Genomic DNA, 22658 nt, shown 5'->3' with positions numbered 1-22658 from the left:
TTTCTTGATTCTGGTGGCCTGGGACGGAATCGAACCGCCGACACAAGGATTTTCAATCCTCTGCTCTACCGACTGAGCTACCGGGCCAAAGAAGCGAAACTATATCCGGCGGAGTGGACGTCGTCAAGCAATTTCTGCGTCACCGCCCCGCCACTTACTGCTCGGTGGGCTCTGGCTTGTTGCGGCCCAGCTCCACGCCGAGCTGCTTGAGTTTGCGGTACAGGTGGGTGCGTTCCAGGCCGGTCTTTTCGGCCACGCGCGTCATGCTGCCGTGCTCGCGCAGCAGGTGGTACTCGAAATACGCGCGTTCGAACAGGTCGCGGGCTTCGCGCAGCGGCATGTCGAACGAGAACTGCATCTCGCCTTCGGGGACACCGCGCGACGGGCTGCCGTTGGTGACGGCCTCAATGGGTGTCTCGGCCGGCGTGGCGGTAGTTGTCGTGGCTTCCGGAGCGCCCGTGGTTGCCAGCGGTGCGGCGGTGGCGGGTGCGTTGCGTGGACGCTCGATGCCGCGGGCAAGCCCTGCTTCGACGGCCGACAGCAGCTTCTGCAGCGCGATGGGCTTCTCAAGGAAATTGAGCGCGCCGATCTTGGTGGCTTCCACCGCGGTATCGATCGTGGCGTGCCCCGACATCATGATGACTGGCATCGTCAGATAGCCCTGCGCCGACCACTCCTTGAGCAGCGTTACGCCATCGGTATCCGGCATCCAGATATCGAGCAGTACCAGGTCAGGCGTGGCTTGCGCACGGAAATCTCGCGCCTTCTGGGCGTTTTCCGCAAGCTCGACCACATGTCCTTCGTCACTGAGAATTTCCGAGAGCAGTTCCCGGATTCCCATTTCGTCATCGACTACGAGGATGGTTGCCATACTTCCCCTCTTAACCCCACCGCAGCGCTAACCGGAGGCGCCGGCGCGCAAGATTGACTAAGCCAGTTTCACAAACAGGATCGAGATCTGGGCTCCCGTGATCTCAGTACCGTTCATGCGATTACGCAGTTCGATGCGTGCGCCATGTTCGTCAATGATCTTTTTCACCATCGCAAGCCCAAGACCCGTACCCTTGGCTTTCGTGGTCACATACGGTTCGAACGCTCGACTCAGGATACGTGGTGCGAATCCGGGACCATTGTCCGCAATGGACAACTTGACGGCTTGCCGGTCTTCGCCGGCAGAATCTTTGTATTCTACAGTCTCGGTGTGCAGAGTGATATGGGGCGCCGCCCTACCGGCCGCCACGTTATCTGCCGCCGCATCCTGCGCATTCTGCAGCAGGTTGTGGATCACCTGGCGCAGTTGCGTCGGATCGCCCTTTATTTCAGGCAGATCCGAGCCCAGCGCCGCATGAATCACCGGGTGTTCGTGCACGGCGTGATCATCGATACCGTACAGATGCAAGACTTCTGCCACCAGGCCATTCAACGGCAGAGACTGCATCACAGCGGGCGGGGTTCGCGCATAGTCGCGGAAGTCGTCCACCATGCGTTTCATTGCCGCCACCTGGTTAACGATCGTGGTGGCCCCACGCTTTAGCACTTCCGCATCGCCGTGCTCCAGTTTGGGCGACAGCTTCATCTGCAGGCGCTCGGCGGAAAGCTGGATCGGCGTCAGCGGATTCTTGATTTCGTGCGCGAGCCGGCGCGCCACCTCGCCCCACGCCACCGAGCGCTGGGCCGAAATCACGTCGGAAATATCATCGAACACCACCACATAGCCCGGCTCGTCGCGGCTGCCGCCCGGCAGGTGGGCACCACGCACCAGCAAGGTGAGCGGCTGTTCCTCGTCGCCTTGCGGCAGTTCGATCTGTTTCTGCCAGTGCTGGGCGCCGCCCAGCACCTCACGCGTGGTCTGCTCGGCAAACGCTTGGCGCACGATATCTGCAAAGTCGCCCATGCCCGGAATCTGCGCCACGGGCTGCCCCAGCACGCTCGCGAACGGCTGGCGGAAGATGCGCTCGGCGCCGGGGTTGGCCGTGATCAGCGTGAAGCGGAGATCGAACACCAGCACGCCGGCGGTCAGGTTCTGCAGCACGCTTTCCAGGTAGGCCTTCGATTGCTCCAGCGCCACCCGATTGTCTTCCACGGCGATGCGCGCCTCGGCAAGCTGCCGTGTCATCTGGTTGAACTGCTGGGTCAGTTGCCCCAGCTCGTCGCGGCTCTTCAGTTCGCGCTTGGGCGAGAGGTCGCCTTCGGCCACTTCCTTCGTGCCCTGCAGCAGCATCAGCAGCGGCCGGGCCAGCTGGCCGCCCAGCAGCAGCGCCAGCATCACGGCGATGAACACGGCCAGGAACAGCGTCAGCGTGAGCGTGCCGATGTACATCTTGCGCAGGCCGGTACGGCCCAGCGCTTTTTCCTGGTACTCCTGGTACGCGCGCTGAACCTCGTCGGCATTGCGCGCCAGCACCGCCGGCACGGGATGCAGCACCTGCAGATAGCGTTCTTCGCGCACCGTGTCGCCCACCAGACCGAAACCGGTGGCCGGGGCGTCTTCCGGGCGCCGTTCGACGGACAGCCCCGACCCGGCCCAGCGCCCGCCAGGCAGTGTCAGCCGCGAGCGTGACCGTGCTGCCGCGGCCGCTGCGGTGGCCGAAGCCGCCGCCGCTTCGTCGGGCGTTGAGGGCGCCGGCGCCGGGCCCAGCGGAATGATGACGCGGATGCGGTACAGGTGGCTGCTGTCGATGGTGACCGGTGCCTTATCGGCGCCCGTCGGGTCGGTGCCGCCTTCCACGGCGGCGTAGCCACCGGCCATGCGCGCCTGTTCCGCCAGCACGCCGGACGGAATGTCGGGCACCAGCGCGGCGTAGCTGCTGGACGCCGTGGCCAGCACGCGGCCGCTGCCCGTGAAGATCGCCGCTTCCTGAATGCCGTATTGCTCGCGCAAGCGGTTCAATTGCAGCGATGTGGCCATGCCCGACGCACCCATGAGCTGGTCGGCCATGAGCCGTGCCTTGCCCTGCAGATCGGCAAGCTGGCTGTCGATGGTGGACCGCCCCAGGTTCAGCCCCGCTTCAAGCGCGTTCTCCACGCGCACGTCGAACCACGATTCGATACTGCGCGACACGAACTGCAGCGACACCAGGTAGATCAGCACGCCGGGCAACACGCCCACCACGCCAAAGAACACCGCCAGCTTGCTCATCAGCCGCGTGCCGAACTTGCCGCGCCGATAGCGGACCCACAGCGTGAGCGCGAGCGCGCCAACCGTGAGGACCAGCAACACTCCGACGACGAGGTTGACCTTGAAGAGCAGCGTGAAATAGCGGTCGAAGAACTCGGTGTTGGCCGACGCACCGGCCAGCAGCCCCACCAGCACCAGCGCCAGGAACACGATGATGCCCACCACCACGCGGTAGAGCACGCGGCGGAACCTGCTGTCCCATGGATTGCCGTTCATGGCTGGCTGGCCGGCTGGACCAGTTGGCTAGGCGAGAGCACGTTCGACACGGTCTGCGCGAACGGTGCCCGCGATTCTGCTGCGGCGGCCGATGCCGCGGAAGGCGCCGACCCCGGCATGGCCGGCGGCGCCGGCGGTGCCACTGGCGGCGGTGCGGGCGGCGGCGGTGGTGCGTCCAGGTTGGTGGGCACCGTGTAGTTGAAGCGCTTCCACTCGGATGACAGGTTCCACTCGCGCGTGTTCACGGCGTTGACCTGGAATGGCTTGGGCAATTGCGACAGATCCAGGCGCATGCGCGTCTCGGCATGATAGGTCTCGCCGAGCTTCACGTCCTTGCGTTCGAAAACACGCCAGCCCCGTACCTGCTGGATGAACTGCAGCGCGCCCTTCAGGCGATTGAACGGCAGTTGCAGGCCACCAGTGGACACGCGATATTGGCGCGTCAAAGGTTGGTACGACAGCCGCACGGAACGCGTGGTGTTGACGGGCTTTTCGTCGAACCAGTACCAGCGCGCGCGCGACAACTGGAAATCGACGACGAAATACAGCGAGATACCCTTGTGCAGCGCGTCTTCCAGTGCGGGGGGCAGATCGAAGTCGAACGACGTGTTCAGCTCGAATCCGCCATCCTGGAATTCGATGCGCGCGTCGTTGGTTTCAATGAGCTGTGCGCCAGCATGGGGCACATGTATCAGCAGCGCTAGCAGCAGCAACGCAGCGGCGTACCACGCGCGCAGGATGCCCCACGTGCCGGCCAATGGTGCTGCCGGCCATCCGCGCACCGCGCGGCCGGGGGCACGTAGGACGAACAGGCGCAGCGAGCTGGGCATTGGTGGAAGTGTCAGGCGCGTTTCTGAAAGCGGGCGTAGTAGAAGCCGTCGTGGTCCGACGGCAGGCTTGCCTTGCCGGCGATGTCGCCGCCGGCTGTTTCAGGCGCCTTGCTGCCGGGCAGCAGTTGCCCCGGCGCCTGCAATCGTATCGCATCTGGAAGCTGCGCACCAAACCAGAGCGCCTGCTCCTCGCCTTCCGTTGGGAAAATAGAACAGGTCACGTAGACCAGGATGCCGCCCGGTTTCAGCAGCGTCCAAAGCTGCGAAACGATGCGGCGCTGCTCGGTCATCAGCTTCGCCACGTCAGACTCGCGGCGTAGCCAGCGGATATCGGGATGGCGCCGCACGATGCCCGAGGCGGAACACGGCACGTCGGCCAGGATGCGGTCGAACTGCTGGCCGTCCCACCAGTCCTTCGGCCGGCTGGCATCGCCCACGATCACTTCGGCACGCTGTCCCAGCCGCGCCAGGTTGTCGTGGATGCGCGCGGCGCGCTGTGCGTCGCTTTCCACGGCCGTCACATGGATGTCGGCCAGTTCCAGCAGATGGCCGGTCTTGCCACCAGGTGCCGCGCAGGCGTCCAGCACGCGCATGCCATCGGAAACTTCGCACAGCGGCGCGGCCAGTTGCGCGCCGGCGTCCTGCACCGAGACATCGCCCTCGGCAAAGCCGGGAATCTGCGTGACCGGAAATGCCCGATGCAGCCGCACGGCCTGGTCGCCCACGGCCACGCCCGCCAGGCCCGCATTGGCCAGGGCCGTCAGGTATTGCTGCACCGAGATGCGGCGCGTGTTGACACGCAAGGTCATCGGCGGCCGTGCATTGACGCTCTCGGCCAGCGCTTTCCACTGGTCCGGATAGGCACGACGCAGTTCTGCGAGCCACCACGACGGCAGGTTCCAGCGCGCTTCCTCGTCCTGCATGACCTTCGGCATCAGTGCCTTGCGTTCACGCAGGAAGCGGCGCAGCACGGCATTCACCAGCCCGCGCGCGTGCGCAGTCTTGGGTTCCGATGCCGCCGCGCTGACCGCCTGGTCGACCACCGTGAAATCCGAGTACCCGCCACGTCCCACCTTGCTGCCGTCGCCCTCCTCTCCTTCGATCAGCAGGGCCAGTGCCACGGCCAGCAGGGAATCGACGAGTGCGCCAGGCGGGCGCGTCACCAGTTGCGTGACCAGCGCGCGCGTGGTGCCGAACAGGCGCACCGAGCGATAGGCCAGGTCCTGGATGGCGCCGCGTGTGGCGGCGTCGCGGACGCGGTCCAGCCGCAGGTGCGTGGCAACGTCCTCGATGGCCTGCGGCAGGGCCGCGCCTTCGTGCACGCCGCGAACAGCCGCGGCGGCACCGAGCATCTGGAAGGCAAGGGATTCGTGAGGCAGGCGCATACGGAAAAATCAGACAGGCAATGAAAATGAAGGGGGTGACGCCGTGGCGTCGGCAAGCGGCGGGTACAAAAATGCCCGCCGGTCCCGTTTGTGGGACACAGCGGGCAGTTTACCCGTTGTCGGCGGCCGCGCCGCCAAACCGTCCGAAGCGGCGGATCCGGACAATCCAGTCATCAGGCCGGATAGCTGCCCGTCTGCGCCATGTGCATCAGGCGGGCGATGCGTTCCTCGGTGGCTGGGTGCGTCGAGAACAGGTTGGCGATGCCCCCGCCCGACAGCGGATTCATGATCATCATCTGCGCCGTGGCCGGATGCTCTTCTGCGGTCTGGAACGGGATGCCCTGCGCATAGCGATGAATCTTGTCCAGCGCGCTGGCCAGTGCCTGCGGGTCGCCGCTGATCTCGGCACCACCCCGGTCGGCTTCGAACTCGCGCGCACGCGAGATCGCCATCTGGATCAGCGAAGCGGCCAGCGGCGCCAGGATGGCCACGGCGATACCGGCGATCGGATTGCTGCGGTTGCCGTTGGCGTCGCGCCCGCCGAAGAACATCGCCATGTTGGCCAGCGCCGAGATGGCACCGGCCATGGTGGCGGCGATGGTCGACGTCAGGATGTCGCGGTGTTTCACGTGTGCCAGTTCGTGGGCCATCACGCCGCGCAGTTCGCGGTCGGACAGCACGCGCAGGATGCCCGTGGTGGCCGCCACTGCCGCATGCTCGGGATTGCGGCCCGTGGCAAAGGCGTTCGGCGCGTCCTCGTTGATCAGGTACACGCGCGGCATGGGCAGGCCGGCGCGCTGCGACAGCTCCTGCACCATGTTGTAGAACTGCGGCGCGCTGCCGGCATCCACTTCCTGCGCGTTGTACATGCGCAGGACCATCTTGTCCGAGAACCAGTAGGAGAAGAAGTTCATGCCAAGCGCGATCAGCAGCGCGAACATCATGCCGCTGCGGCCGCCGATCATGCCGCCAATGACGATGAACAGCGCCGTGATGGCTGCCATCAGCATGAAGGTCTTGACCCAGTTGAACATGGTTTGGTCTCCAGAGAGATCGTTGGGGCGCGTACCCGCCCCTGCGGGACGCGATGTTCGTTAGATAGGTCCAGGTCCGCGGAAATTCAATGCCGATGACAGGGTTTTAGCGTGATGGGTGCTGAATAAAGCGCTCAGGCAGGGGCGCCGGGTACCAGACACCGTGTGCCGGCCGGCAGCGGCACCGCCTGCAGGAATTGCTGGGCCGGTTGGCGGCGGCCGCCGGGCTTCTGCAGCTCGGTCACCTGGAGCGCGCTGCCATCGCCACAGGCAATGATCACGCCGGTCGCATCGGCCGCGAGCACGGTGCCGGGCGGATGCGGCAGGCTGGTCGTGGCGGCCAGCGGCAGGGCCTGCCAGCATTTGACGACCATGTCGCCAATCTGGATCGTGGCGCCCGGAAACGGGTTGAAGGCGCGCACCTGGTTGGCCAGCTGCGCGGCCGGACGCGTCAGGTCGAGTGGGGCTTCGTCCTTGGCGATCTTCTCGGCATAGGTCACGCCAGCCTCGGGCTGGGGCGTGGCTTCCAGCGGCTGGCCGGCGGCAAGTTGCCGCAGCGCGTCGACGATCATCCGGCCGCCCAGCGCGGCCAGCGTGTCGTGCAGGCTGCCGGTGCTGTCCTGCGGGCCGATGGGCACCGCTTCGCGCGACAGCATGGCGCCCGTGTCGAGCCCCTCGTCCATCTGCATCAGCGTGATACCCGTTTCGGCGTCGCCCGCCTCGATGGCGCGATGGATCGGCGCGGCGCCGCGCCAGCGCGGTAACAGCGAGGCATGGATGTTCAGGCACCCAAAGCGCGGCAGATCGAGTACTTCGACCGGCAGGATCAGGCCGTAGGCGGCCACCACCATCACATCGGGCGCGATCTGGGCCAGCGTGTCCACGGCGGCGCCGGCTTCCTCGGGATACTTGCCGTTGCGGCGCAGCGAGCGCGGCTGCAGCACGGGGCCCAGGCCCGCTTCCAGGGCGAACTGCTTGACCGGGCTGGCTTGCAGTTGCATGCCACGGCCGGCGGGCCGGTCGGGCTGGGTCAGGACGGCCACCACCGGAAATCCGGCGGCGTGGATGGCCTCAAGGGCAACGCGCGCAAATTCGGGGGTGCCGGCAAACGCGACGCGCAGTGGCTGGGCTTGAGTCATGGCGAAAATCCACGGGTAAAAACGACACCGGCCGCATAGCGGCCGGTACGTGACAATCTTCGGAAGCTGTAACGATAGCAGAGGCCACCCGCGTGGCACGCCACTGTTACATCCTTACATGCGAGCGCGCACGCGCTTCTGCAGCTTGCTCTTGATGCGGTTGAGCTTGAGCGGCGACAGGTATTCCACGAAGACCTTGCCGTTCAGGTGGTCGATCTCGTGCTGTATACATACAGCCAGCAGATCGTCGGCATCGAGTTCGAACGTTTCGCCCTTCTCGTTGAGGGCACGTACCTTGACGCGGTCCGGGCGCTCCACGCGGTCGTAGACTTCCGGCACCGACAGGCAGCCCTCTTCCCAGACCTTGCGGTTGTCGCTGGCCCAGACGATTTCCGGGTTGATGAACACCATCAGCTCGTCGCGCGTCTCGGACACGTCGATGGTGATCACGCGCTCGTGCACATCCACTTGCGTGGCGGCCAGGCCGATACCGGGCGCGTCGTACATGGTTTCGGCCATATCACGGACCAGTTGGCGAATGCGGTCGTCCACCACCGCCACGGGCGCGGCCACATTGTGCAGGCGAGGATCGGGGTAGGTGAGGATGTCGAGTTTGGCCATGATGCTCAGGCGCAACGCCGGTTGCTGTCCACTGCCCGACCGCGTTGCGGCGTCCGGGGTTTCCATGCAGAATCGGGGCGCTAGTACAAAAATTCAAGGCGCGCCGCAGCAGGCACGCTCTACCTAGGGTCAATCCGGTCGTTCTCCCGACCGGTTCAGGAAAATGCGCGATCTTACCAAAGAACAGGCGGCGTCGGGCCGCAGGCTGCACGCGTTCACCCTCGCCATGCTATGTGTCTCCGGCGTCACAGCCGGAGCTGCCATGGCCGTCCAGGCCGCCGATCTGAATGTCTCGGCGGCGCAGGTTGCCCAGGCCGATGCAACGGCCCAGCAGGGTATCCCCGTTTCCGAACTCGCGCCGAATGCGCCCAGCCAGTACACGGTACGCTCGGGCGACACGCTGTGGGGCATTTCGGGCCAGTATCTGCGCCAGCCGTGGCGCTGGCCAGCGCTGTGGGGCATGAACCGCCAGCAGGTTCGCAATCCGCACCTGATCTATCCGGGCCAGATCCTGTACCTGGTTCAGCGCGATGGCCGCGCCTACCTGTCGACCACGGCGCCGGGGGGCGCACGTGGCGATACCCGCCTGTCGCCGCGCGTGCGGGGCGACGGCGCCGATGGTGACGCCATCCTGAGCATTCCGGCATCCGATATCGAGCCGTTCCTGAAGCGTCCGCTGGTCGTTGAAAAGGACGCGGTCGACACGTCGGCCCGCATCGTGGCGTTGTCCGATGCGCGCGTCTACATGGGCCGCGGCGATACCGGGTTCGTGCGCGGCATCGGCCAGACCGAGGCCTCGGTCGGCAGCGACTGGCAGGCATTCAAGCCTGCCCTGCCGGTTCGCGATCCGGTCAGCAACGAAGTGATCGGTTATGAAGCCCAGTACCAGGGCAGCGTGCGCGTGACCCGTGGCCCCGAAGGCCCGGACGCCGTCACGACGGTGCAGGCAACCCAGTCGCCGCAGGAAATGGGCGCGGGTTCGCTGCTGCTGCCGCAGCCGGCGCGCGAACTGGTGCGTTACGTACCGCATGCACCGGATGGCGATATCCAGGCACACATCGCGGCCGTCTACGGCGGTGTCCAGTTTGGCGGCGCCAAGCAGGTAGTGGTGCTGAACCTGGGCGCCAACGCCGGCCTGGAGCCGGGACACGTGCTGGCGCTGTCGCGCGTGGGTGGCGTGGTGAAGGACCCGACCGACGGCAATCGCAACATCACGTTGCCCGATGACCGTTATGGCCTGGCCTACGTCTATCGCGTCTTCCCGGGCATCGCCTATGCGCTGGTCACCGATGCGAACAGCGTGATGAAGGTGGGCGACCTCGCCACCACGCCGCAGTAACCGGTGAGTGCGTGCCCACGGGCACGCGCTGCAGTGTTCCGATGACCGAATCGACTCGCGACCCAGCCGATGTGGCTGCCTGGGTACGCCTGACGGCAACGCCGGGTGTTTCCGCTCAGGCCGGCCGCCGCCTGCTTGCCGCCTTCGGGCTGCCGCAGGCGGTGCTGGCGCTCGACGTGGCGCGGCTGCGCGACGCCCCGGAGCCTGCCGCCGCACGCGCGCTGGCAGCGCCGCCCGACGCCGAGGTGGCTGCCCGCATCGCTCGTACCCTCCAGTGGCTTGAAGCGCCGAACCACCATCTGGTGACGATGGCGGACGCCGCCTATCCGGCTCGCCTGCTCGATCTGGCCGACCCGCCGCTCTTGCTCTACGTCAACGGCAATGCGGGACGTCTGGCGACGTGGTCGCTGGGCATCGTCGGCGCGCGCCATGCCACCGAGCAGGGACTTCGCAACGCGCAGGCATTCTCGTCAGCCTTTTCCGATGCGGGAATGACCGTGGTGTCGGGCCTGGCCCTTGGCATCGACGCCGCCGCGCATGCGGCCGCGCTGACGGGCCCGGGTGGCACCGTCGCGGTGGTCGGCACCGGCGTGGACATCGTCTATCCGGCGCAGCATCACAAGCTGGCGCACCAGATCGTCGATGCCGGCGGCGCCATCGTCAGCGAGTTTCCGCTTGGCACGCCGGGCCTGCCGAACCATTTTCCGCGCCGCAACCGCATCATCGCGGCGCTGGCGCGCGGCGTGCTGGTGGTCGAGGCCGCCGAGCGATCCGGGTCGCTGATCACGGCCCGGCTGGCGTCGGAAATCGGGCGCGAGGTGTTTGCCATTCCGGGTTCGATCCATGCGGAGCTGTCCCGTGGTTGCCACAAGCTCATTCGCCAGGGGGCCAAGCTGGTGGAGTCGCCGGCCGACGTGTTCGAGGAATTTTCCGATCTGGCGCCCGCCGCTGGGACGGCCGGCAAGGCGCCTGCCAGCCCCGTGCCTGTGGCCGACGATGCCCTGGCGGCCGCGCTCGCCTATGATCCTGTCACGCTCGATGCGTTGTGCGAGCGCACCGGCATGGCGGCCGAAGCGGTGTCGGCCGAGCTGTTGCAGATGGAACTGGCAGGCACGGCCGAGCGGCTGCCAGGCAACCGCTTCCGGCGTCTGGCATGATCCGCGGTATCGCCTTAGCCTCATTTTTCGAATCGAATGGCCGTTTACTTCCCCGAGCAGAACGCCGACGTGCTGCGTCAGGCGCTCCGTGTCCGTCCCAAGGGCCGGCTGGTGGCATGTCTTTGCGCCGAATGGTGCGGGACGTGCAAGGAGTACCTTCCTGGCTTTGCGGCGTTGGCGGCACGCTATCCGGACGACTGTTTCGTTTGGATCGACGTCGAAACCCACTCTGACTATCTGGGAGAGGACATCGACATCGAAAACTTTCCTACTGTATTGATTCAGCCCATTGCCGGAGGCGCGCCGCAGTTTTACGGAACCGTGCTGCCCCACCTGGATGTGCTGGAGCGGATGCTGATGCGTGGCGGGGCGGTGTCGCCGCCGGCATCGGAGACGCCAGAAGTGCTGTCCTGGCTGCTTGGTGAGGTGACCGGCAACGATTGAGCGCGGTCAGCCCGTGCGGTGGCGTTTGCTTGCACGCCCCTCGGAACCGCGCTTATTATTGGCGCCTCAAAGCCCAGGCCTGCTGTTTACATAGTTTGCTGTGAATTTCAAGAGGCGCGCACTGCCCTTCCGGGAGTGGCGCCACAAGGACCCGTTGAATGTCTAAAGCCCTCATCATCGCTGAAAAGCCTTCGGTCGCCGCCGACATTGCGCGCGCCCTCGGGGGCTTTGCCAAGCACGACGAGTACTACGAGAGCGACGACTACGTGCTGTCCTCGGCGGTTGGCCACCTGGTGGAAATCGCGGCGCCCGACGAATACGAGGTCAAGCGCGGCAAGTGGAGCTTCACCAACCTGCCCGTGATCCCGCCGCACTTCGACCTGCGCCCGATCGCCAAGACCGAATCGCGCCTGAAGGTGCTCAATCGCCTGATCAAGCGCAAGGATGTGACCGCGCTGGTCAACGCCTGTGACGCGGGGCGCGAAGGCGAACTGATTTTCCGGCTGATCGCCCAGCAGGCCAAGGCGAAGCAGCCTGTGCGCCGCCTGTGGCTGCAGTCGATGACCCCGCAAGCGATCCGCGACGGGTTTGCCGCGCTGCGCGAGGACGAGGAAATGATGCCGCTGGCCGATGCCGCCCGCTGCCGTTCCGAGGCCGACTGGCTGGTCGGTATCAACGGCACGCGCGCCATGACGGCGTTCAACAGCAAGGGCGGTGGCTTCTTCCTGACGACCGTGGGCCGGGTGCAGACCCCGACGCTGTCGATCGTGGTGGAGCGCGAGGAGAAGATCAAACACTTCGTGCCGCGCGACTACTGGGAAGTGCGCGCCGAGTTCATCGCCGCCGCGGGCCTGTACGAAGGCCGCTGGTACGACCCGAAGTTCAAGAAGAACGAGTTCGATCCCGAGGCGCGCGAATCGCGCCTGTGGAGCGAGGCCGAAGCCAAGAGCATCGTGGCCGCCTGCCGCGACAAGCCGGGTACGGTCTCCGAGGAATCCAGGCCGTCCACGCAACAGTCGCCGGCCCTGTTCGACCTGACCACGCTGCAGCGCGAGGCCAACTCGCGCTTCGGCTTCTCGGCCAAGAACACGCTGGGCCTGGCGCAGGCACTGTACGAAAAGCACAAGGTGCTGACGTACCCGCGTACCGACGCCCGCGCGCTGCCGGAGGACTACGTGGACACGGTCAAGCAGACCATGGACATGCTGGCCGACAGCTCGCCGAACTACCTGACGCATGCGAAGAAGATCCTGGCGCAGGGCTGGGTGAAGCCGAACAAGAAGATCTTCGACAACAGCAAGATCAGCGACCACTTCGCCATCATCCCGACGCTGCAGGCGCCGAAGAACCTGTCCGAACCGGAACAGAAGCTGTACGACCTGGTCGTGCGCCGCTTCCTGGCCGTGTTCTTCCCGGCCGCCGAATTCCAGGTCACCACGCGCATCACCGAGGTAGCGGGCCATCACTTCAAGACCGAAGGCAAGGTGCTGGTCAACCCGGGCTGGCTCGTGATCTACGGCCGCGAGGCGCAGGGCAAGGACGACAAGGACGCCAACCTGGTACCGGTGCAGAAGGACGAGCGCGTCAAGACCGACAAGGTGGAGTCCGTCGGGCTGACCACACGCCCGCCCGCACGCTACAACGAAGCCACGCTGCTGTCAGCCATGGAAGGCGCCGGCAAGCTCGTGGACGACGACGCGCTGCGCGAGGCGATGGCCGGCAAGGGCCTGGGTACGCCTGCTACGCGCGCGGCCATCATCGAAGGTTTGCTGACTGAAAAGTACCTGGTGCGCGAAGGCCGCGAGCTGATTCCTACCGCCAAGGCGTTCCAGCTGATGACGCTGCTGCGCGGGCTGGGGGTGCTGGAACTGACGCAGGCCGAGCTGACCGGCGAGTGGGAACACAAGCTGTCGCAGATCGAGCGCGGTCGCCTGAAGCGTGACGAATTCATGCGCGAGATTGCGCAGATGACGCAGCAGATCGTCAAGCGCGCCAAGGAATACGACAGCGACACGATCCCCGGTGACTACGCTACGCTGGACACGCCGTGTCCGCAGTGCGGCGGCCAGGTCAAGGAAAACTACCGGCGCTTTGCCTGTACGGCGTGCGAGTTCTCGATCAGCAAGATTCCGGGCGGACGCCAGTTCGAGATCGCGGAAGTCGAGGAACTGCTGCTGAAGAAGGAAATCGGTCCGTTGCAGGGCTTCCGCAGCAAGATGGGCCGCCCGTTCGCGGCCATCCTGAAGCTGGCCAAGGACGATGAAGGCCACTGGAAGATGGAGTTCGACTTCGGCCAGAACGACGAAGACGACGACGAGCCGGTGGACTTCAGCGAGCAGACGCCGGTGGGCCACTGCCCGAAATGCAATGGCTCGGTCTACGAGCACGGCATGAAGTACGTCTGCGAGAACGCCGTGGGCAGCGAGAAGACCTGCGACTTCACGACCGGCAAGATCATCCTGCAGCAGGAGATCTCGCGCGAGCAGATCGGCAAGCTGCTGACCGCCGGCAAGACCGACCTGCTGACGGGCTTCAAGTCGTCGCGCACGGGCCGTAACTTCAAGGCGTTCCTAGTGAAGCAGCCCGACGGCAAGATCGGCTTCGAGTTCGAGGCACGCGAGCCGAAGGCGGGAGCGAAGCCGGCGTCGAAGACGGCAGCGGCAAAGTCGGCCGCCAAGTCGACAGAGAAGGAAGCGGAAGCCGCGCCGGCCAAGACTGCAGCCAAGAAGGTCGCCGCCAAGAAAGCGCCAGCGAAGAAGGCCGCGACGAAGACAGCGGCAAAGACGGCAGCCAAGAAGCCGCGCGCGACTCCCAAGCAGACGGCTGAAGCGGAAGAGTAATTGCTTACAGCCCTCGGGCTCTGGAAGCAAAATGGCGAGGCATCTGCCTCGCCATTTTTATTTGCTGACGGCCTTGGCGACCGAATCGCCCGCGCGCTGCTTGCCTTCTTCCAGAAGGAAATCGATAAAGGCGCGTACCTTGGTCGGCAAGAACTTGCGGCTGGGATAGACCACGCTCACGTCGCGGCGCGGTAGCTGGTACTGCGGCAGGATGTGCATCAGCCGGCCCGCCTCGATATTGGGCCGGGCCAGGTACGACGACAGCATAGCGATGCCCATGTTGGCCAGGGCAGCCTGGTGGGCAAGCTCGGCGTTGCTGCACAGCAGGCCGGGGCGGATCGGGACGGTCACCTCCCCTTCCGGGCCAGACAGCGTCCATTCGTGCTCGGCCGTCGGCAGGCGCATGGCGATGGCACGATGTTGGGTCAGGTCGTGCGCGGTGCGCAGGGGCGGATGCTCGCGCAGATAGCCCGGCGACGCGCACAGGACGATCTCCGCCGAAATCAACGGGCGGGCCACCAGGTGCGAGCCGAGTCCCAGGTCGGAAAGCATGACGCCGACATCGCGCCCTTCCTCGACGATATCGATCATGCGGTCTGACAACTGCACGTCGAACACCACTTCGGGATAGAGCTTGTGGAAGCGCTCTAGCGTCTGGGGTAGCAGGTGCAGGCCGAACATGACAGGGGCCACCAGTCGCAAGGTGCCGGCCAGCGACTGGCTGCGCGCGGTGACGATCGATTCTGCCTCTTCGACGTCTTCCAGGATCTGGGCGCAGCGCTGCAGATAGGTCTCGCCGGCATCGGTCAGCGACAGGCTGCGCGTGGTGCGGTTCAGCAGGCGGGTGCCGAGATGGCTTTCCAGATCGGCCACATACCGCGTGACGACGGCGTTGGACATTTCAAGTTGCTGCGCCGCACGGGCGAAGCTGCCAAGCTCGACCACCTTGGCGAAGACGCGCATCGATTGCAGCCGATCCATGACATAGTCTCCCGCTTCCGTCGTGAACTTTTACACGATACGGGTAGTTTATTGTTGAAACCACAATCAATCATTGTGGAGGCGAATATTTATTCATATCAGGGGAATGCCTAATATCCGCTTATCCGATGCCGCGACGCAGCAAAGTTCGATTTCCCGGCATCCCAAGCAAAAAAGTGAAGGATTCGCCATGAAGCGCCAAATCGCCCTGATCGTTGCCCTGACCGCCGCCCTGTCGGCCGCTCCCGCGTTTGCCAAGATCGGCAACTTCGACCCGTATTCGGACGGCGCCAAGGCCACCCGCTTCGACCCGTACACCGACGGCGCCAAGGGCGGCAAGTTCGACACGTTCACCGATGGCGCTAAGGCTGGCAAGTACGACTCGTTCACCGACGGTGCCCGCTCGTTCGACGTCTACAGCGACGGCGCCAAGCTCTGATCGAGAAGCCAGGCAGTCCGGCAAGCTAAAACCCGTACCAAACGGTACGGGTTTTTTATTGGGTAATCCCAGCCGGACCACCAAAAGAAAACGGGCCAGAAGGCCCGTTTTGCATTGCAGGGTAAGACTTAGTCGTGATGGTGGTGACGGCGATGCTTGCTGCGCTTGTAGTAGCGGCGGTCATCGTCGTACGAATTGCTGCGCGACACGTTGCCGCCCAGGGCCGCACCTGCGGCGCCACCCAGGCCGGCGCCGACCAGGCCGCCCGTCCGGCCGCCCATGGCGTTGCCGGCTGCCGTACCGGCACCGCCGCCCAGTGCGCCACCGATGATGGCACCCGTGCGTTCGCGACGGTTCGACGTCAGGGCGCCGCCGGCGCCACCGCCCACGGCACCGCCGATCACGGCGCCCGTGCTGCCGCCCAGTGCGCCACCCACGGCGGCACCAGCCACGCCGCCCAGGCCACCGCCGAGTGCATTGTTCAAATCGCCTCCTGCAAACGCCGGCAGTGCAGCCGCCGAGAGGGCAAGAGCCAGAGTCAGGTTGCGGAGATGACGCGACATCGTATTTTCCTTATGTGGTGTGTATCTGGAACCGGAGTGTAGAGAACGAGCCCTACCCTTGCTGTAACCAGTTGTGAGGTGCTGTAACCCGCTGCAGAAACGGTATCGAAGCATTAAAAAACGACGTTTCGGCGCAACAGCGCGCAATTATCCGTCACAAATGCCCCGCCCAAACGCGCATGAAAAGCGGGCATGAAAAAAGCGGCCCCGCAGGGCCGCTTTCATAGGGCTGAGCCGGTGCTTAGCAGCACTTGCCCTGCCCGCCGCCGTAGCGCGCCTCCTGGCGTTCGCGGAAGAATTCCTCGTACGTCATGGGCGCGCGGTCCGGGTGGGTGGTTTCCATGTGGGCCACGTAGGTCTGGTAGTCGGGCAGGCCGACCATCAGCCGCAGCGACTGACCCAGGTAACGTCCCATGGTTCCGATCTGGTCCAGCATGTGTGGCTCCTTGTGGTTAGTGCGAAGCGGCCGAGGCTTGCGCCGGCATCGGTTCGAACGGCGTTTCGCTATCGGTGCGCCGGGCTTCGTTGCGCGCCGCCATGGCCGTCTTGAAACCATAGAACACGATCGACAGCACCACGAACATGAACAACGCGCACAGGCCGGCGTCCAGGTAGTCGTTGAACACGATGCGGTGCATCTGTTCCATCGACTTGGCCGGTGCCAGCACCTTGCCTTCGGCAATCGCGGCGCTGAACTTGGCGGCGTGCGTCAAGAAGCTGACCTTGGGGTCGGCGTCGAACAGCTTCTGCCAGCCGGCGGTCAGCGTGCAGATCAGCAGCCAGCAGGTGGGCAGCAGCGTTACCCAGGCGTACTGGCCGCGCTTCATCTTGACCAGCACGCACGTGCCCAGCACCAGCGCCACGGCAGCCAGCATCTGGTTGGAGATGCCGAACAGCGGCCACAGCGTGTTGATGCCGCCCAGCGGATCCACTACGCCCTGGTACAGGAAGTAGCCCCAGGCCGCCACGGTCAGCGCGGTGGCGATCAGGTTGGCCGGCAGCGAGTCGGTCTTCTTCAGGGCCGGCACGAAGCTGCCCAGCAGATCCTGCAGCATGAAGCGGCCGGCACGGGTGCCCGCGTCGACGGCGGTCAGGATGAACAGTGCCTCGAACAGGATGGCGAAGTGGTACCAGAACGCCATCATGGCCTGGCCGCCCACCACCTGATGCAGGATGTGCGCGATACCCACGGCCAGCGTCGGCGCGCCACCGGCACGCGAGATGATCGTGTTTTCGCCAACGTCCTTGGCGGTCTGGATCAGCACGTCAGGCGTGATCACGAAGCCCCAGGTCGACACGGTGGCCGCCACGGCTTCCGGCGTGGTGCCGATCACGGCTGCCGGGCTGTTCATCGCGAAGTACACGCCAGGTTCGATCACCGATGCGGCCACCAGGGCCATGATGGCGACGAACGACTCGGCCAGCATCGCGCCGTAGCCGATGAAGCGCGCGTGGCTTTCGTTTTCCAGCAGCTTGGGCGTGGTGCCCGACGAGATCAGCGCGTGGAAGCCCGATACCGCGCCGCAGGCGATGGTGATGAAGAGGAACGGGAACAGGTTGCCCGACCACACCGGGCCATTGCCCTGGGCGAACTGCGTGAACGCCGGCATCTTCAGTTCCGGTGCCACGATCAGGATGCCGATGGCCAGCGCGATGATGGTGCCGATCTTCAGGAAGGTCGACAGGTAGTCGCGCGGTGCCAGCAGCAGCCACACGGGCAGCACGGCGGCGATGAAGCCGTAGATGATCAGCATCCACGTCAGCGCCTTGCCGTCGTACGTGAACAGCGGCGCCAGCACGGCGCTTTCATGCACGTACTGGCCGCCAATGATGGCCAGCATCAGCAGCACGAAGCCGATCACCGACACCTCGCCGATACGGCCCGGGCGGATGTAGCGCGTGTAGATACCCATGAACAGCGCGATGGGGATGGTCACCGCCACGGTGAACGTGCCCCACGGCGATCCGGCCAGTGCCTTCACCACGATCAGCGCCAGCACCGCCAGGATGATGATCATGATCATGAAGCAGCCGAACAGCGCGATCAGGCCGGGCACGGTGCCCATCTCGGACTTCACCAGGTCGCCCAGCGAACGGCCGTCGCGGCGCGTGGAGATGAACAGGATCATGAAGTCCTGCACCGCGCCGGCAAACACCACGCCGGCCAGGATCCACAGCATGCCGGGCATGTAGCCCATCTGCGCGGCCAGCACGGGGCCAACCAGCGGCCCGGCGCCAGCGATGGCGGCAAAGTGGTGGCCAAACAGCACCGCCTTGTTGGTCGGCACGTAGTCCAGGCCGTCGTTGTGGCGCCACGCGGGCGTCATGCGTTTGGGGTCGAGCTGCATCACCTTGTCGGCGATGAAGCGGCTGTAGTAGCGGTAGGCGATCAGGTAGATGCAGAGCGCGGCAACCACGATCCACAGTGCGCTGACGGCTTCACCGCGCGACAGCGCGACAGTGGCGAAGGCAAACGCGCCGAGTACGGCGACGGCCAGCCACAACAGGTGTTGTCCGATGCGATTCATTTTGAAGGGTCTCCTCAGACCGGCTGATAAAACCTGCGGCGACAGGGAGCCCGGGCAGCGGGGCGGTGCCGGATGGCGCCAGCGACGTTTCGCGCGGAAAGGTGGTCTCCGGGATGTCTCGGCGTCCGGTCTGTTCTCGTCTGGAACCGGTCTTGTCGTGCAGGCGGGCAGTGCATCGCCGAGCAAGAAAAATGCCGATCGAAGATGCACCTGCTGCTTCGGAATTGCGCGGCAGGCAAGGCCCTAGCGTAATCCGGCGTGTAGTATTGACACCCGCCCATGTCGGCACAAGCGCGAAACTACGCAACACCCGTGCGTAGTAATACGTAGGCCGACGATTTCACGCGGCCTTCCCGGCATCGGTGTTTACCCCCGGTTCAGATGAAACTCCGCCAAAAGATACTTTTGCTTGCCGTGGCGCCCCTGGCTGTCGCGATGCTTGGCATCGCCCTGGCCGTGCGCTATCAGGCCACTGCGCTGGTCCGCCACGAACGCGTTCTGGTGGAGGCCGCGTACCTGCAGAGCAAGGAAACCGAGCTGCGCCACTACGTAGATCTGGCCGAAAGCGCCATCGCGCCGATGGTGCGCTCGGGCAAGACCGATGAGGCAACGCGCCAGGCCGCCATGGAGGCGCTGGCGCGGCTCGACTACGGGCCGGACGGCTACTTCTTCCTCTATGACCTGCAAGGTCGGAATCTGATGCATCCGCGCCAGCCCGAACTGGTGGGACAGGACCTGTGGCTCATGCGTGATCCGCAAGGCGCACTGACGATCCAGAAACTCGTGGCTGCGGCCAAGTCGGGCGGTGGATCGGTGCGCTACATGTGGCAGAAGCCGTCGTCGAAGCAGACGGTGCCCAAGCTGGGCTACGTGGTGGCCGTGCCGGGTTGGAACTGGATGATCGGCACCGGCATCTACCTGGACGACGTAGAGCAGACGCTACGCCAGCTCGACGCACGTGCCGAGACCGATATCCGCGAAACCATGGCCTGGATCGGCGTGATCGCGGCGGTGAGTATCCTGCTGGTGGCGGCCAGCGGGCTGGCGCTGAACATCAGCGAACACCGCGAGGCCGATGCCAAGCTGCGGCAACTGGCGCAGCGCGTGGTGCAGTCGCAGGAAGAAGAACGCGCGCGGCTGTCGCGCGAGCTGCACGACGGTATCGGGCAGTTGCTGGTGTCAGTGAAGCTGGTGATGGAAACCGCCGCCAACCGGCTGCGCCTGGCGCCTGCAGATGCTGCGGCGGTGGCGCCTGTGCTGGGCATGGCGCTGAACCGGCTCGATTCCGCTTTCAACGAAGTACGACGCGTGGCGCGCAACCTGCGCCCCGCCCTGCTCGACGACCTGGGCCTGCTTGCGGCACTGCAGCACCTGGGGCGCGAGATGCAGGCTGACAGCGCGCTGCAGGTGGAGGTCTCGCAGACCGGCCAGCCCCGCGCGCTGGCCGATGAACAGGCGACGGCGCTGTTTCGCATCGCGCAGGAGGCGCTGACCAACGTCGAGCGCCACGCGCATGCCACGCGCGTGAACGTCGAACTCGAATTTTCTCCATCGGCCACGCGCCTGACCGTGCGTGACAACGGCACCGGCTTCGACGTGGCCCGCATGCAGCTCGACCCGCAGCGCGGCATTGGCCTGCGCAATCTGCGCGAGCGCATGGCCGCGCTGGGCGGGCAGTTCGACATCGTGTCGATGCCGTCGGGCACGCGGCTCGTGGCGGAGCTGCCGATGATCAAAACCCCTTCCGAACTTCCGCTTTCATGACCGTTTCGCACGACGACGACCCCGTCATTCCTTCTCCGGGCGCCACGGCCCGTGTCCTGCTGGTGGACGACCACGCGCTGGTGCGCGACGGCATGCGCATGCACCTGTCGCTGCAGCCCGGGCTGGAAGTGGTGGGCGACGCCGACGGCGGCGAGGCCGCGCTGACGTGGCTGGCCAGGGCAGGTGCATCCAACCTGCCGGAACTGGTGATTACCGATATCGGCATGCGCGGCATGGGCGGCATCGCGCTGGCGGGCGCGCTGCACGACAAGTATCCGGAGGTGGCGGTGCTGATCGTGTCGATGCACGACAACCTCGAATATGTGCGCCAGGCAATCCGTGCCGGCGCGCGCGGCTACGTACTCAAGGACGCGCCGGCCGACGAGCTGATGGCGGCCATCCAGGCGGTGCTGGCCGGCCGCGTGTTCTACAGCGCGCGCATTGCACGCGGCATGGCCGAACAGGCCATCAGCCCGGTCGACGCGCTGACGCCGCGCGAGCGCGACATCCTGCACGGCATCGGACGCGGCCATTCCAACAAGGACATCGCGGCGCGGCTGGGCGTGTCGGTGCGCACCGTGGAGACGCATCGCCTGAATCTCAAGCGCAAGCTGGGCATCGAAGGCCGTGCCGAGCTGGTGAAGTACGCAGTGCAGCAACTGGGCATCGAGCGCGATCCAGCCTAGTCCGCCAGGCGAACCGGCGTTCAAATCGGGTTTCCCCTACATTGTTGACGTGATCCGCTCTTCCTAAGATCAAGACAACTGAGTGGCCACACGCCTGTCTGTAAATGTCCGGTACGCGCTTCTTTCGCGCCGGACACCGCGGAGCCTGGGCGCACCAAGGCCCCGCATTGCATCCTTCCTTTTTCCGTTTTTGCTTTTGCCCGTCGGCCGCACCGGCTTTGTGAAGCCCGCGCGTGCCTGTGGCAGCCGTGCAGTGGTTGTTCGTGGGTTCGTCCAACACAAGGGGAGACGGTCATGGCAGCAAGGCGCAAGGACGGCACTAACGGTGCCGAGAGCAAGGTTTCGCGACGGGGATTCATTGGCGGTGGCGCCGTGGCGGCGGCCGGTGCCGCAACGATGGGCTTCCCGGCCATCGTCAAGGCCCAGGGGCCCATCACCATGCGGTGGCAGAGCACGTGGCCAACCAAGGACATCTTTCACGAATTTGCCGGTGACTTCGTCAAGAAGGTCAACGACATGTCGGGCGGCGAGCTCAAAATCGAGCTGCTGCCGGCGGGTGCCGTGGTCAAGGCGTTCGACCTGATCGACGCGGTCAGCAAGGGCACGCTCGACGGCGGCCATGGCGTGATTGCGTACTGGTACGGCAAGAACTCGGCGCTGGCGCTGTGGGGATCGGGCCCGGCCTGGGGCATGGACCCAAACATGCTGCTGGCGTGGCACAGGTTCGGCGGCGGCAAGGAACTGCAGGAAGAGATCTACAAGAGCCTGAACCTGGACGTGGTGTCGTTCCTCTACGGCCCGATGCCCACGCAGCCGCTCGGCTGGTTCAAGAAGCCCATCACCAAGCCAGAGGACTTCAAGGGCCTGAAATTCCGCACGGTGGGTTTGTCGATCGACATCTTCACCGGGCTCGGGGCCGCCGTGAACGCACTGCCGGGCGCCGAGATCGTGCCGGCACTGGACCGTGGCCTGCTGGATGCCGCCGAGTTCAACAACGCCAGCTCCGATCGCGCGCTGGGGTTCCAGGATGTGTCGAAGGTCTGCATGCTGCGCAGCTTCCACCAGTGCTCGGAGCAGTTCGAGATCCTGTTCAATCGCAAGCGCTACAACGCCCTGCCCCCGAAGCTGCGCGCGCTGATCGGCAACGCGGTGGACGCCAGTTCCGCCGAGATGTCGACCAAGGCCATCGACCGCTATTCGAAGGACTACCAGTCGTTGCAGGAGCAGGGCGTGAAGTTCTACGCCACGCCCAATTCGGTGCTGCAGGCGCAGCTCAAGATCTGGGACGAGATCGTGGCGCGCAAGGAAAAAGAGAACCCGATGTTCAAGAAGGTCAACGACTCGATGAAGGCGTTTGCCCAGCGCAGCACACGCTGGCAGAACGACACCAACGTCGACTACCGGATGGCGTCTTCGTACTACTTCTCGACCAAGAAGGCCTAGGCACCGCTGCATTGCCCGGCTGACGCGCTGACGCATTGAAGCACTGACCTACTGACCCAAACCGGAGCACG

Annotated in this window: 19 protein-coding genes and 1 tRNA gene; 8 read left to right on the top strand and 12 right to left on the bottom strand. The window is 65.2% G+C overall.

The window, feature by feature from the left end; all coding sequences use genetic code 11:
- Positions 1-11 precede the first annotated feature (11 nt).
- The 8 genes from MFF62_RS17305 to def all read right to left on the bottom strand — a co-directional run bounded on the left by MFF62_RS17305 (position 12) and on the right by def (position 8403).
- Positions 12-87, bottom strand: a tRNA-Phe gene (locus tag MFF62_RS17305).
- A gap of 67 nt (positions 88-154) precedes the next feature.
- The gene (locus MFF62_RS17300) at positions 155-871 is read right to left on the bottom strand and encodes a response regulator (RefSeq protein ID WP_238264343.1); all 717 of its coding nucleotides are present in this window, start codon (positions 869-871) and stop codon (positions 155-157) included.
- A gap of 57 nt (positions 872-928) precedes the next feature.
- Complete coding sequence (locus MFF62_RS17295) at positions 929-3394, bottom strand: sensor histidine kinase (protein WP_238264342.1); 2466 nt, start codon at positions 3392-3394, stop codon at positions 929-931.
- Positions 3391-4224 carry a DUF4390 domain-containing protein gene (locus MFF62_RS17290; RefSeq protein WP_238264341.1) on the bottom strand — a complete coding sequence of 278 codons (834 nt, stop codon included), beginning with the start codon at positions 4222-4224 and terminating at the stop codon, positions 3391-3393. Before MFF62_RS17290 ends, MFF62_RS17295 begins: the two co-directional genes overlap by 4 nt.
- 11 nt (positions 4225-4235) lie before the next feature.
- Positions 4236-5609, bottom strand: a complete 1374-nt coding sequence (gene rsmB / locus MFF62_RS17285) for a 16S rRNA (cytosine(967)-C(5))-methyltransferase RsmB (RefSeq protein WP_238264340.1) — start codon at positions 5607-5609, stop codon at positions 4236-4238.
- 173 nt (positions 5610-5782) lie between these two features.
- Complete coding sequence (gene htpX, locus MFF62_RS17280) at positions 5783-6643, bottom strand: zinc metalloprotease HtpX (RefSeq protein WP_238264339.1); 861 nt, start codon at positions 6641-6643, stop codon at positions 5783-5785.
- 134 nt (positions 6644-6777) lie between these two features.
- Positions 6778-7782: a methionyl-tRNA formyltransferase gene (gene fmt / locus MFF62_RS17275; RefSeq protein WP_238264338.1), complete on the bottom strand. Its 1005-nt coding sequence runs from the start codon at positions 7780-7782 to the stop codon at positions 6778-6780.
- A gap of 114 nt (positions 7783-7896) precedes the next feature.
- Positions 7897-8403, bottom strand: coding sequence for a peptide deformylase (gene def, locus MFF62_RS17270; RefSeq protein ID WP_238264397.1), 507 nt, complete (start codon positions 8401-8403; stop codon positions 7897-7899).
- Between the two features lie 163 nt (positions 8404-8566).
- Here def and MFF62_RS17265 point away from each other — a divergent pair, with 163 nt between their 5' ends.
- From MFF62_RS17265 to MFF62_RS17250, 4 genes are all read left to right on the top strand, one after another.
- Positions 8567-9742 (top strand): LysM peptidoglycan-binding domain-containing protein, encoded by a 1176-nt coding sequence (locus MFF62_RS17265; RefSeq protein WP_238264337.1) that lies wholly within the window; start codon positions 8567-8569, stop codon positions 9740-9742.
- 41 nt (positions 9743-9783) lie between these two features.
- Positions 9784-10899, top strand: coding sequence for a DNA-processing protein DprA (gene dprA, locus MFF62_RS17260; protein ID WP_238264336.1), 1116 nt, complete (start codon positions 9784-9786; stop codon positions 10897-10899).
- A 36-nt stretch (positions 10900-10935) separates the two neighbouring features.
- On the top strand, positions 10936-11343 hold the full coding sequence (locus tag MFF62_RS17255; protein WP_238264335.1) for a thioredoxin family protein: 408 nt from the start codon (positions 10936-10938) through the stop codon (positions 11341-11343).
- Positions 11344-11501: 158 nt separating this feature from the next.
- Positions 11502-14183, top strand: coding sequence for a DNA topoisomerase III (locus MFF62_RS17250; protein WP_238264334.1), 2682 nt, complete (start codon positions 11502-11504; stop codon positions 14181-14183).
- A 57-nt stretch (positions 14184-14240) separates the two neighbouring features.
- Here the strand turns inward: MFF62_RS17250 and MFF62_RS17245 are convergent, their stop codons facing one another.
- Positions 14241-15164, bottom strand: coding sequence for a LysR family transcriptional regulator (locus MFF62_RS17245; RefSeq protein ID WP_238264333.1), 924 nt, complete (start codon positions 15162-15164; stop codon positions 14241-14243).
- A gap of 190 nt (positions 15165-15354) precedes the next feature.
- On the opposite strand from MFF62_RS17245, the gene MFF62_RS17240 reads away from it, so the two are divergent.
- Positions 15355-15603, top strand: a complete 249-nt coding sequence (locus MFF62_RS17240; RefSeq protein WP_238264332.1) for a hypothetical protein — start codon at positions 15355-15357, stop codon at positions 15601-15603.
- A gap of 128 nt (positions 15604-15731) precedes the next feature.
- Here MFF62_RS17240 and MFF62_RS17235 read toward each other — a convergent pair whose 3' ends face one another.
- The 3 genes from MFF62_RS17235 to MFF62_RS17225 all read right to left on the bottom strand — a co-directional run bounded on the left by MFF62_RS17235 (position 15732) and on the right by MFF62_RS17225 (position 18694).
- Positions 15732-16166 carry a hypothetical protein gene (locus MFF62_RS17235; protein WP_238264331.1) on the bottom strand — a complete coding sequence of 145 codons (435 nt, stop codon included), beginning with the start codon at positions 16164-16166 and terminating at the stop codon, positions 15732-15734.
- Positions 16167-16407: 241 nt separating this feature from the next.
- Positions 16408-16602, bottom strand: coding sequence for a YbdD/YjiX family protein (locus MFF62_RS17230; protein ID WP_238264330.1), 195 nt, complete (start codon positions 16600-16602; stop codon positions 16408-16410).
- Positions 16603-16618: 16 nt separating this feature from the next.
- A complete protein-coding gene (locus MFF62_RS17225) occupies positions 16619-18694 on the bottom strand; it encodes a carbon starvation CstA family protein (protein ID WP_238264329.1) in 2076 nt (691 codons plus the stop codon).
- A gap of 381 nt (positions 18695-19075) precedes the next feature.
- On the opposite strand from MFF62_RS17225, the gene MFF62_RS17220 reads away from it, so the two are divergent.
- The 3 genes from MFF62_RS17220 (at position 19076) to MFF62_RS17210 (ending at position 22587) form a co-directional block, all read left to right on the top strand.
- On the top strand, positions 19076-20458 hold the full coding sequence (locus MFF62_RS17220) for a cache domain-containing protein (protein WP_238264328.1): 1383 nt from the start codon (positions 19076-19078) through the stop codon (positions 20456-20458).
- Positions 20455-21144 (top strand): response regulator, encoded by a 690-nt coding sequence (locus MFF62_RS17215; RefSeq protein WP_238264327.1) that lies wholly within the window; start codon positions 20455-20457, stop codon positions 21142-21144. The genes MFF62_RS17220 and MFF62_RS17215 overlap by 4 nt, the downstream gene beginning before the upstream one ends.
- 294 nt (positions 21145-21438) lie before the next feature.
- Complete coding sequence (locus MFF62_RS17210) at positions 21439-22587, top strand: TRAP transporter substrate-binding protein (RefSeq protein WP_238264326.1); 1149 nt, start codon at positions 21439-21441, stop codon at positions 22585-22587.
- Positions 22588-22658: the final 71 nt, after the last annotated feature.

The organism is Cupriavidus pauculus (assembly GCF_022179805.1).
GTDB classification, from domain to species: domain Bacteria; phylum Pseudomonadota; class Gammaproteobacteria; order Burkholderiales; family Burkholderiaceae; genus Cupriavidus; species Cupriavidus pauculus_E.
Note: the sequence above shows the minus strand (reverse complement) of the source record. Positions and strands in the feature narration are given on the sequence as shown.